The sequence below is a fragment of the Microcystis sp. LSC13-02 genome, from assembly GCA_002282935.1.
Lineage (GTDB): Bacteria > Cyanobacteriota > Cyanobacteriia > Cyanobacteriales > Microcystaceae > Microcystis.
Genome location: MTBT01000205.1, coordinates 1 through 10,664 on the forward strand (window position 1 = coordinate 1; position 10,664 = coordinate 10,664).

Annotated in this window: 9 protein-coding genes and 1 pseudogene; 6 read left to right on the forward strand and 4 right to left on the reverse strand. The window is 41.3% G+C overall.

The window, feature by feature from the left end:
- Nucleotides 1-268 precede the first annotated feature (268 nt).
- The 3 genes from rsmD to era all read right to left on the reverse strand — a co-directional run bounded on the left by rsmD (nt 269) and on the right by era (nt 2,645).
- Nucleotides 269-814, reverse strand: a complete 546-nt coding sequence (gene rsmD, locus BGL89_RS12370) for a 16S rRNA (guanine(966)-N(2))-methyltransferase RsmD (RefSeq protein ID WP_286825954.1) — start codon at nt 812-814, stop codon at nt 269-271.
- A 3-nt stretch (nt 815-817) separates the two neighbouring features.
- The gene (locus tag BGL89_RS12375) at nt 818-1,495 is read right to left on the reverse strand and encodes a uracil-DNA glycosylase family protein (protein WP_286825955.1); all 678 of its coding nucleotides are present in this window, start codon (nt 1,493-1,495) and stop codon (nt 818-820) included.
- Between the two features lie 193 nt (nt 1,496-1,688).
- Entirely contained in the window at nt 1,689-2,645 is a 957-nt protein-coding gene (gene era / locus BGL89_RS12380) for a GTPase Era (protein WP_286825956.1), read from the reverse strand.
- A gap of 35 nt (nt 2,646-2,680) precedes the next feature.
- Between era and BGL89_RS12385 the strand changes: the two genes are divergently transcribed.
- The 6 genes and pseudogenes from BGL89_RS12385 to BGL89_RS12415 all read left to right on the forward strand — a co-directional run bounded on the left by BGL89_RS12385 (nt 2,681) and on the right by BGL89_RS12415 (nt 10,205).
- Nucleotides 2,681-3,448: a DUF6816 family protein gene (locus BGL89_RS12385; protein ID WP_286825957.1), complete on the forward strand. Its 768-nt coding sequence runs from the start codon at nt 2,681-2,683 to the stop codon at nt 3,446-3,448.
- A gap of 314 nt (nt 3,449-3,762) precedes the next feature.
- Nucleotides 3,763-5,334 (forward strand): serine/threonine-protein kinase, encoded by a 1,572-nt coding sequence (locus BGL89_RS12390; protein ID WP_286825958.1) that lies wholly within the window; start codon nt 3,763-3,765, stop codon nt 5,332-5,334.
- A 188-nt stretch (nt 5,335-5,522) separates the two neighbouring features.
- Nucleotides 5,523-6,647: a cobalt-precorrin-5B (C(1))-methyltransferase CbiD gene (cbiD, locus tag BGL89_RS12395; RefSeq protein ID WP_286825959.1), complete on the forward strand. Its 1,125-nt coding sequence runs from the start codon at nt 5,523-5,525 to the stop codon at nt 6,645-6,647.
- A gap of 143 nt (nt 6,648-6,790) precedes the next feature.
- Complete coding sequence (guaA, locus tag BGL89_RS12400; RefSeq protein WP_286825960.1) at nt 6,791-8,416, forward strand: glutamine-hydrolyzing GMP synthase; 1,626 nt, start codon at nt 6,791-6,793, stop codon at nt 8,414-8,416.
- 83 nt (nt 8,417-8,499) lie between these two features.
- Nucleotides 8,500-9,776 (forward strand): annotated as a pseudogene (locus BGL89_RS12410) (GmrSD restriction endonuclease domain-containing protein).
- Between the two features lie 69 nt (nt 9,777-9,845).
- Nucleotides 9,846-10,205: a hypothetical protein gene (locus BGL89_RS12415; RefSeq protein ID WP_286825963.1), complete on the forward strand. Its 360-nt coding sequence runs from the start codon at nt 9,846-9,848 to the stop codon at nt 10,203-10,205.
- A gap of 369 nt (nt 10,206-10,574) precedes the next feature.
- On the opposite strand, the gene BGL89_RS12420 is transcribed toward BGL89_RS12415, so the two are convergent.
- Entirely contained in the window at nt 10,575-10,655 is an 81-nt protein-coding gene (locus BGL89_RS12420) for a DUF4351 domain-containing protein (protein WP_353743931.1), read from the reverse strand.
- Nucleotides 10,656-10,664: the final 9 nt, after the last annotated feature.

Here is a 10,664-nt window from a genome sequence, read left to right on the forward strand (position 1 = left end):
CACATTTTAGCATATATTTGGTAAATGCGCTAGTATTTAACGGTAAAGCCGTCGTAGAACGACGGGGTTTCAGACCCAAATTTTCGATGATTGCCAAGAAAAGTGACAAATTATGCGATTTTGTTGAGAAATAATAATTTTTCTGGGCTGCCCAATAAAATTGACCATTTTCTGCAGGAGTCAGTAGCCGGTCGTCAGTAGCCGGTCGCCGGTCGTCAGGAGATTGCTTTTATTTATTCTCCCTTCTCCCCACTTCATAATTCATAATTCATAATTCATATGCTTTTTGATAAAAAGTTAACGTAGTATTGCCGTAGCGTTTCTGACGACAAATGGTTAAACTTTCTAGATTAATTGCTTGCCAAGATTTGGGATTATGTTCCACGGCAATTTCCCCCAGAGAATCTAATAAATTAGATTGAGAGATGGCAGTTAGTACCGGTAAATATAACCCGCTTTCGTAGGGAGGGTCAAAATAAATTAAATCAAAACTTTTCCCCGCTAAAGTGGCTAACTTTGTCAGCACATCCCCCCGAATTACTTGGAATTGCTGGTGGGAAGTTGCTAAATTGCGCCAATTTTCCTTGATAATTTCGCCAGCGCGTCCTGATTGTTCAATTCCAATTACTAGACTCGCACCTCGACATAAAGCTTCCCCACCCATGGAACCATTACCCGCACAAAGATCTAACCAACGACAGCCAGATAATTTCTGTTGCCAGATATTAAATAAAGCTTCTCGCACCCTTGCTGTCGTCGGACGGGTTAATTGTCCTGCCAAGGTTTTTATGGGACGATTGCCGTAAATTCTCATCGGTTAAAAGGCAAATTCAGTTAATCTTTTTTGTAATAAATCAGGAAAAAGGGCATAGTATCTTTGATTGAGAGGAGAGGGATGGGGGAGAGGCAATAAAGTCACTTTCTTTTGCTGTTTTAATCCATCTTCATCGGTAGCGGTAAGGGTAACTAGCAGTTTTTTAGTAAAGCGTTCTTTATCAAGATAGAATTTATCTACTTCTTTTGGTTGACCGTAGGGTTCAAACCATTTAAAAGCTTCCGTGCCAAGAGTAATGATATGATCACCTTGCCAATAAAAAACTAGCAGTTTTTCTATAAATGGACGAAACCGATCTTTCACTTCCCCAGAATAAGCTTTATTACCTGGGGGTTTGTAGGGAACTGTATTAGTTAAGAAAATTCGATCGCATACCGATAATAACTCTTGACGATCATGGGATTTTCTCCCCTGCCAAGCTTGAAAAAATCCCTCTCTTACCATTCTACCGGCAGCCCCGATCAAAGGTTGTCCTGCATACACTTCATCTCGTCCTAAATCCCGGCCAAAAAAGCATAACTGACTAGCAAGATTACCACCATACAAAACCGGTTCAAAAGGGTCTTTTTTTGCCTCTTGGTAAATTAGGGTATCGACGGGAAAATCCTCTTTTTTTGCCTCTTGGTGTACCTGTTTAATTAGGGTTTTAATATCGGTCATTTCAGTTATCAGTTATCAGTTATCAGTTATCAGTTATCAGATGTGAGTTATCAGATGTGAGTTTTCAGTTATCAGTTATCAGATGTGAGTTATCAGATGTGAGTTTTCAGTTCACTGTTTACTGTTTACTGATCACTGAAAAAAGCTTCTCCCCACACCCCACAACCCACACCCCACACCCTACTTCCCCACATCACTCCTCGGTGCGATAGCCAAATTCTGCTAAAAGTGAGCGAGATTGTCGCCATTTCGGTTCTACCTTCACAAATAATTTTAAATATACCTCCCCGGCGATTAACTTTTGAATAGCCGATCGAGCGGAAGTCCCGATCGCTTTTAACATACTGCCATTTTTACCGATGACGATCCCTTTTTGGGAAGCTCGTTCCACGTTGATGGCGGCAAAAACCTTGGTTAAAGCGGGAGTTTCCTCGACGCGTTCAATCACCACTGCCACAGAATGGGGAATTTCCTGACGGGTTTGCAGTAGAATCTGTTCGCGGATTAATTCGCCCATAATAAACCTTTCCGGTTGATCGGTGACTAAATCGGGGGGATAGTAATAGGGACCGACTTCGAGGGAATCAATTAACAGATTTTGCAATGCTTCGATTCCCGTCCCCTCCAGTGCCGAAAATTTGAGCAGCGGCCAGTTATTTTCCGTCCCTAAGGCACGATAACTATCGTCTAGAGGTTGCAGGTCTTCCGGTTGCTGATCGGCTTTATTTAGCCCTAAAATCGTGGGAGTTTGGTTTTTAGTCAGTAAATCGGCGATATAGCGATCGCCACTACCCAAAAAATTGCTACTATCGACAACAAATAAAACTAAATCTACAGAATTTATGGCGTTTTCAGCATTTTTAACTAAAACTTTGCCTAATTCGTGATGAGGCTTGTGAATGCCGGGGGTATCGACAAAAATCATCTGGGAGCGCTCGCCGGTGACAATGCCGCGTAAACGGTTGCGGGTAGTTTGAGCGATGGGAGAAGTAATGGCGATTTTTTGTCCCACTAATTGATTCATCAGGGTAGATTTGCCCACATTAGGACGACCAATAATGCCAATAAAACCCGATTTAAAACCAGTCGGTGCGACGGGAATTACTGCCGAATCGAGATTAAAGGCTTGAGAGTTGATAACATCGTTCATAATTAAAGAATATTACTTAAAAAATATTTTTACCCATGCAAAGGATAATTTTGTTCTTGTTAGTATTGATTCTAGGCTGTAGTAACCATTTAGAATTATCTATAGCGGGAAATTTAAGCGATCGCTTAACTAATTATCCTCGCTGGATGACTAAACCGGTGGTTAGTTTTGCCAGCGGAGATTTAGTTTATCCCGATTGGATGGTAGGCAATTGGACTGTCACCAGTACCCTAGTGGATTTAACCGCTCCTCTTGCTCCCCAGATTATCACACCGGGTTTTGAAAGTAATCGTCGTTACCTAGAACAATCGATCGAGTTTCCAGTGAGATTCATTGAGAAAGCTATGTCCAGACCGATAAATGCTGCCTTTTTATCCACCATTATCAGTAAACCATCAACTGTGGCCGATCGATCCTTTAATGGTTTAGCAATTAGTCGCGCCTATTTAGGTAATCAATCGGTATTGTCGGTAAAAACTGACCCCAATAATCCCAATCGTCAGATTACCTTTTTACGGGGCGCTCATCAACTAATTTCCACGGTAATTGCCAGAAATAGCGAAACTCCTAGCCGAAATCAATTTATTGCCACAGAAATTATTCAACAAATTTTCCGGGGAGAAACCAATACTTATCTTAATGAGGTGGAAACCACCACCGCCTATCAGTTATTATCTCCTAATAAAATTCTAGGGGATCAGGTGACAGCCATTTATCTTTCCCCCCAATCGCCGGATTATTTCCAAGCGCCGAATCGTCCTGTGGCTTTGTATCGTTATCGCTTACAATTGCTGAAAGATTAATATATATCCTGAAAAAATCAAAAATCTTCCCTTAGGTGAGGAGACAGGAAGAGAAAAAGACAAGAGACACTAACTAGAAATACCCCTATAAAGAAAGAAAAAAAAGGAATTAAGAGAACTTTCCCGGGCATAGTTTTCGGACTTTATTGGAGGACTTGGGGACGATTGGTTTGAATACTCTTAATCCCTCCTACAGCAGATGTTATGGCCTTTTGTCAACGGGGAAGTTCAGTAATAATCATCAACAGTTGATTGTCTCATAGTCTCAGCATCTGTGTTAGAGTTAAGCGATAACTATGTCCTGGGGAAAAACTATGAGTCTTTGTTTTAATCCCACCTGTAGCCACGAAAACCCTAAAGATATTGTATCCTGTGAACGCTGCGGTCAGTCATTAAAGTTAGGCGATCGCTATCGAGGATTGAGAGAAATTGGGTCTGGGGGGTTTGGCATCACCTATTTAGGTATAGATGAAAGCGAAACTAATCACCCTCCCTGTGCGATTAAACAATTTTCCCCCCATAGGGCTAATGATGCTCAGGTATCCTCTGGCCTCTTCCGTCGAGAAGCCCAAAGTTTACAGGTGCTTAACCATCCCCAAATCCCCAAATTTTTGGCATATTTTTATATAGATGAACAACAGTATCTTATCCAAGAGTTCATTCCGGGAGAAACCTTAGAACAAGAATTAGCAGCAAGGGGGGTATTTTGGGAAAGCCAAATCCGAGATATACTTAATCAAATTTTACCGATTTTACAATATCTACACGCTAAAAACCTAATTCATCGGGATGTTAAACCCGCTAATATTATCCGTAGAACCAGCGATAAACGTCTCTTTTTAGTAGATTTTGGGGCGACTAAACTCCACACGGGAACTAACCTGGCTAAAACGGGAACTAGCATCGGAACTGCGGAATTTGTCGCCCCAGAACAATTACGAGGAAAAGCGGTTTTTGCTAGTGACCTCTATAGTTTGGGTGTAACCTGTATTTATTTATTAACTAATACATCACCGTTTAATTTAGTGGATGGTGATAATAATTGGGTCTGGCGAGACTGGCTTGGGGAAAATACGGTTAGTTCTCAATTAGCGGAAGTTTTAGATGGTCTAATTGCGCCAGGTTTAAGTAACCGTTATACATCAGCTTCAGCGGCATTAAAAGACCTCAATCAGCCTCGCAAAGCGAAAAATGCCTATGGTAATTATTTGTGGTTTGGCAGTGCAATTGCTGCCTCGATAGCCCTGTTTTATGGGTTCAAAACCACCCAAAAATCATCAAAGATTGAACCACCCACCTCACCCCAACAATCATCAAAGATTGAACCACCCACCTCACCAAATGAACCGATTATTCGACCCAGCAATTTAGAGGTAATTAAATTATTATCTACTTATGTTGATGTGCAGAACGCATCCTATTTAGACAAGGGAAAATTTCTTGAAAAACTCTCGGGATTAATTGCCCTACCCAGCCATTATTTTGAGGTACAAGTTATTAATAATCATGGAGTGCAAATAGCCGCAATTCCTCGCCAAAGTGATAGTTATGGTTATGTAGCAGTTTTATGGGGGGGGAAAATCTCAGATGCCGATAGCAAACGCCAACAAAATTGGCAACCTAAAGACCCGACAGATTATGGAACTTTTGCTGTGGCTAATGTCCGTGGGAAGTCCTCCAATTATGTCACGAGAGTTAGCTATTGTGAAAGCATCCAAGCGACGACAGAACCGCCATTATTATCAACCGTAGGGGAATCACTACCTCTTTCCAGTGATGAGTTACCCTGTCCCCCAGGTTATGCTTTTTCTTTGGGAATCATTGATGCGATCGCCAAATTAGCAGCCACGACCGTTCCAGCCGTCATTAAGCCAATTCAAAAATGAAACCCATGACTCCTTAAGATTTGACAGAGAAAGGCTCATCAGGTAAGCCTCCCGAGCATTTAAATTGCTTGGGCCAGACGAGGCAAGGGGAGCGGGGGAGATGAGATTCGGCTAATCTGAGAATAAGCGGTTGCCCCCTAGTTCTATAATCAGATCACGGCTAATTTGATTGGCTATGGACTCTATTCATGTCTATCTCCCCACCCCGTTCGGGTTACACTTTACCGGTTTTTGCCTGTGCCAGTGCGATCGCATCTCTCCAGCATCTTCACGGCGAAAATGAGCTAAATTCCGTTACTTTTAATCTTTTAGAACCGCCAGAAGCCATTACTATTGCCATCGAACAAGTTGCCCGACTTAACCCCGATGCTGCCCTAGCCATCACCCGCAGCGAGCCGGGGGACAATTTAGATTTAACTAGAAATACCCCTATATGGGCGTTAGTAGAAAGAAAGACGGGTAATCAAAAGATAGAGATTGAAGGCGGCGAAGGAATCGGCATACAGGTTGATAATGGCGGAAAATCAGCTATCTATAGTTATGCCCAGCGTCTCCTGCAAGAAAACCTCAGACCCCTGTTACTGCCCCAAGAAAGCCTCAAAGTGACGATTATCCTTCCAGAAGGCAAAAAACTGGCCACAAGGACTTCTAACGCCGCTTTTGGGGTGGTAGAGGGATTATCTTTGTTGGGTACCACCGGCATTTCCCAACCCCTCAGCGCTCCCGGACAGTTAGAAATCTTTCGCGAGCAATTAAAAATTTTATCCCGTCGTTTCGATCGCTTGGTGTTTTGTATCGGGGAAAATGGCTTAGATTTAGCCCCTCAAATGGGTATTAATCCTGATATTTTGGTAAAAACAGCCAACTGGATCGGGCCGATGTTATTAGAGGCACAATTACAGGGAATCTCTGAAATTCTTTTGTTTGGTTATCACGGTAAATTAATTAAACTTGCCGGGGGAATCTTTCAGACTCACCATCATCTCGCCGATGGTCGTCGGGAAATTCTTACCGCCTACGCCGCTAAAATGGGTTTAGCTACCCCCCATATCCAGCAAATTTTTGACAGTAGCACCAGCGAAAACGGTCTGGAATATCTGCGTCAATTAGACCGGCAAACGGGCGATAATTGGGTGGAACGCATCTATGGAGAAATGGCTAATACTATTGATCGCCGTTGCCAAGAATACGTTTATAACCACAGTAACGGTCATCTTAGGGTCGGTTGTATTTTATTCGATCGATCTCGTTCTTTGATCAGCAAAAGCGAAAATGGCCTTAAATTTTTGCAGAATCTACAAGTTACCCCCTAGTGACCGTGCTATGATCGTGGGAATATTTAGTTTTAAAAAATGAAACTAATAAGGCTAGACAATTGTAGCTTATTTTCAGAACAATAGCCGATTTAGTTCACAAATCTTTAACCTTTTCCTGCCAGTTTCTTTTCTTGATCGCAGTGACAACTCAAACCCCCCTTCCCATCCCCCAAGAGACTTTGCCCTCAGAGTCCTTCACTAATAGCCTTAATCGTCAAATAATCATCATTCTTGACTTTGGCTCCCAGTATTCTGAATTAATCGCCCGCAGAATCCGGGAAACGAACGTTTACTCCGAAGTTCTCTCCTATCGTACCAGTGCCGAACAATTGGCCCAAATCAACCCGAAAGGAATAATTCTTTCGGGCGGTCCCAATTCCGTCTATGATCCTGGAGCGCCCCACTGTGATCCCGAAATTTGGAATTTAGGTGTACCCATCCTCGGAGTTTGCTACGGGATGCAATTGATGGTACAGCAGTTAGGGGGCAGGGTAGAACGGGCAAAACGGGCCGAATACGGCAAAGCATCCCTATTTATCAACGATCCTACCGATTTATTAACCAATGTCGAGAACGGCTCCACCGCATGGATGAGTCACGGGGATTCCTGCGTGGAATTGCCCGCGGGTTTTGAAATTCTCGCTCATACCGATAATACCGATTGTGCGGCCATTGCCGATCACAAGAAAAAACTCTTTGGAGTGCAGTTTCACCCGGAAGTTGTCCATTCTGTGGGAGGAATCGCCTTAATTCGCAATTTCGTCTATCATATCTGCAAATGCGAACCCACTTGGACCACGGAAGCTTTTGTCGAGGAATCGATCCGAGAAATTAGGGCAAAAGTGGGCGATAAGCGAGTTTTATTGGCTTTATCCGGCGGTGTGGACTCCTCTACCTTAGCATTCCTGTTGCATCGAGCGATCGGTGATCAACTAACCTGTATGTTTATCGATCAGGGATTCATGCGTAAGGGTGAACCCGAACGATTAATGCAGATATTTAACGAGCAATTCCATATCGGAGTCGAGTATGTCAACGCTAGAAAGCGATTTTTAGCGCAAGTGGCCGGTGTCACGGATCCCGAAGAAAAGCGCCGTCTTATCGGCCATGAATTTATTCAGGTGTTTGAAGAAGAATCGAATCGTTTGGGACCCTTTGATTATCTGGCCCAAGGAACTTTATATCCTGATGTGATTGAATCGGCCGATAGTAATGTGGATCCCAAAACCGGGGAAAGAGTAGCGGTTAAAATTAAAAGTCATCATAACGTTGGTGGACTGCCGAAAAATCTCCGGTTTAAATTAGTCGAACCCCTGCGAAAATTATTTAAGGATGAGGTGAGAAAATTAGGTCGATCGATCGGTCTTCCGGAAGAAATTGTTCGTCGTCAACCTTTCCCCGGCCCCGGTTTAGCGATTCGCATTTTAGGGGAAGTGACCGCAGATAAATTAAATATTTTGCGCGATGCAGATTGGGTAGTGCGCGACGAGATTAATAAGCAGGGAATGTATCACGATTTCTGGCAAGCTTTCGCGGTTTTATTGCCTGTACGCAGTGTGGGAGTGATGGGAGATCAACGCACCTACGCTTATCCTATTGTCCTACGTTTAGTCAGCAGTGAAGACGGAATGACTGCCGATTGGTCGCGGGTTCCCTATGATTTATTGGAGACAATTTCTAATCGCATTGTCAATGAAGTTAAGGGAGTTAACCGCGTGGTTTATGATATTACTTCTAAGCCCCCCGGAACTATAGAATGGGAGTAGTTTTGTTAGATTAGAGTCAATCCCGTCCAAATATTGGGGCGGGATTTTTGCAGAATAGAAAATTGAGGGTATTAATTGCAACTATGGCACAGTTAGAGCTTTTAGAAGACAGAGAAGATGTGGATTTTGCAGAAGAAGAAGAAGATATTGAAGGAGAATCAGCAAGCGAAAAAAAGCTAGAACTCAAAGAAATCTCCGAGATTGTTGTTGCTGGTAGTGATTGGACTACCGCAACGATTCTCGATTAATTCGAGAAAATATTCAACTAAATCTGCGCTTTCAAAGACGAGATGCTTGGAATATTACTCGTAAAAGTCGATTTATTGAATCCCTAATTCTAGGGTTTCCAGTCCCACAGATTGTCTTAGCTACTAATAATAAGGAAAAAGGGAAATTTATCGTTCTTGATGGCAAACAACGCCTACTAACAATTTTACAGTTTTATGGTGACAGTGCCACACCTAATAATAGTTTTACTTTAAAAGATTTAGAATTTCTAGATAATCTCAATGGCTGCCAATATCAAGATATAGAAAATGACTTTAACTTGAATTGTATCTTAGACCAACTGGATAATAAAACTATCCGCACGATTGTTATCCGTAATTGGAAAACGGAGAGTTTCCTCCATAAAATTTTTCTGCGTCTCAATGTGGAAAATACCCCTTTGTCTCCACAAGAATTAAGACAAGCATTACACCCAGGGGATTTTATTAATTTTTTAGATGATCGAGCGATAGAAAGTCAAGCATTAAAGAAAATATTTAAATCTCCCTATCCCGATTTCCGGATGCGCGACACTGATATATTATTGCGTTATGTAGCTTTTCATTATTATTTATCTGATTATCGCGGTGATGTTCAGATGCTTCTAGATAAAACCTGTAAAAATTTCAATAAAGAATGGGAAAAGCGCTCAGATGAAATTATCAATGTTGTTGATCAATTTGAAAAAGCTGTCCAGACAACAATTAATATTTTTGCAGAGAAAAACTTTTCTCCTCTCTGGTTATATAAAGAAAAAAAGTATCGAAGTCAGTTCAATCGAGCAGTTTTAGATGTGATGGTTTTTTACTTTTGCGATGATCTAATTAGAGAAGCTGCCAAGCAAAACAAAGAACAGGTAGAAGAAGCATTTAAAAGTTTATTTCTTACTGCCGTTGATCGATTTAAAAATGCTGTATTAATCAATACAAAGACTAAAAAATCAACCTATTATCATTTTCATTTATGGGGTCAAGCTTTATCAAAAGTATTAGATATTAACTTCAATATTCCTCAGATGGAAGATAATCGTATTATTTTTAAGGGGTTAAGATATAGCGGTTCCTGTTCACAAGAGGTACATTCTCAATGCTGAAAAGCTTAATTAGCAAAGGTTAAGCTGTGCCTTACAGATGCGAGAACCGCTATAGTTAGTTTTTGTATTATGCCGAAATCTCTGAGATTTAGACAACTAACCAAAGAATTAAATCGACTAAAAAAACAATTCCTACCTCGTAAATTCAGCGAGATAAATGAATATTCTGAAAGACAATTAGCTTTAACTTTTGCCTATCGAGTTTTTGCTCATGCTGAGATTGAATCTTATCTTGAAGATCGAGTTTGGGATACTGTACTGGCAACAAAAAATATCTGGGATAATCAAGGTAAAGCTGGTCGAGTTTTGTTATGTGTAGTCGCTTTTTCTGGTCAAGAAATGGAACCTCCTCCCGATACTATTACTCCTCTTAAAGGTAACAAAAACGTCTCCCTAGATAAACTGAAAATAACTAAAAAATTGACATAGCGATTAGATGTTTCAAATCAGTTATCGCTCAAAATCATGGGATTAAAGAAACTAATACTAAATCCGTTGAGTATAGGCTACTTATGAGGATAGGCAAAAGGCAAGAGGCAAAAGGAGGAATAGATAATCAGTCTTTAATAATTGGATTTAGTATAACCTATTAAAATTACTCTTACCAATCGGCATCGATAGTGATGACTTAGATCAAGTGTGGTTAGCAAATATGAATAATTTTGGAGAAGAACGCGGCCAAATTGCTCATTCTTCGGCAATAAAAACGAAACAACCACCTAACCCTGCCGACGAATTAGAGAGAGTTAAACAAATTATTCAAGAATTAGAAAGAGTCGATCAAAGGAAGTGTTGGTTTCAGTCATGGTTTTGGGACAGCCAGTGGAGCAAATCTGCCTCATTTTCAAAGTCTAGCAGAGCTTCTCCCAAGTCTTCCAATTGTTTAAC

What these genes read in the sequence shown, in the direction of transcription:
- BGL89_RS12385 (WP_286825957.1), top strand. Translation starts at nt 2,681, where the DNA reads ATGCAAAGGATAATTTTGTTCTTGTTAGTATTGATTCTAGGCTGTAGT.
- rsmD (WP_286825954.1), bottom strand. Translation starts at nt 814, where the DNA reads ATGAGAATTTACGGCAATCGTCCCATAAAAACCTTGGCAGGACAATTA.
- era (WP_286825956.1), bottom strand. Translation starts at nt 2,645, where the DNA reads ATGAACGATGTTATCAACTCTCAAGCCTTTAATCTCGATTCGGCAGTA.
- BGL89_RS12375 (WP_286825955.1), bottom strand. Translation starts at nt 1,495, where the DNA reads ATGACCGATATTAAAACCCTAATTAAACAGGTACACCAAGAGGCAAAA.
- BGL89_RS12415 (WP_286825963.1), top strand. Translation starts at nt 9,846, where the DNA reads ATGCCGAAATCTCTGAGATTTAGACAACTAACCAAAGAATTAAATCGA.
- BGL89_RS12390 (WP_286825958.1), top strand. Translation starts at nt 3,763, where the DNA reads ATGAGTCTTTGTTTTAATCCCACCTGTAGCCACGAAAACCCTAAAGAT.
- cbiD (WP_286825959.1), top strand. Translation starts at nt 5,523, where the DNA reads ATGTCTATCTCCCCACCCCGTTCGGGTTACACTTTACCGGTTTTTGCC.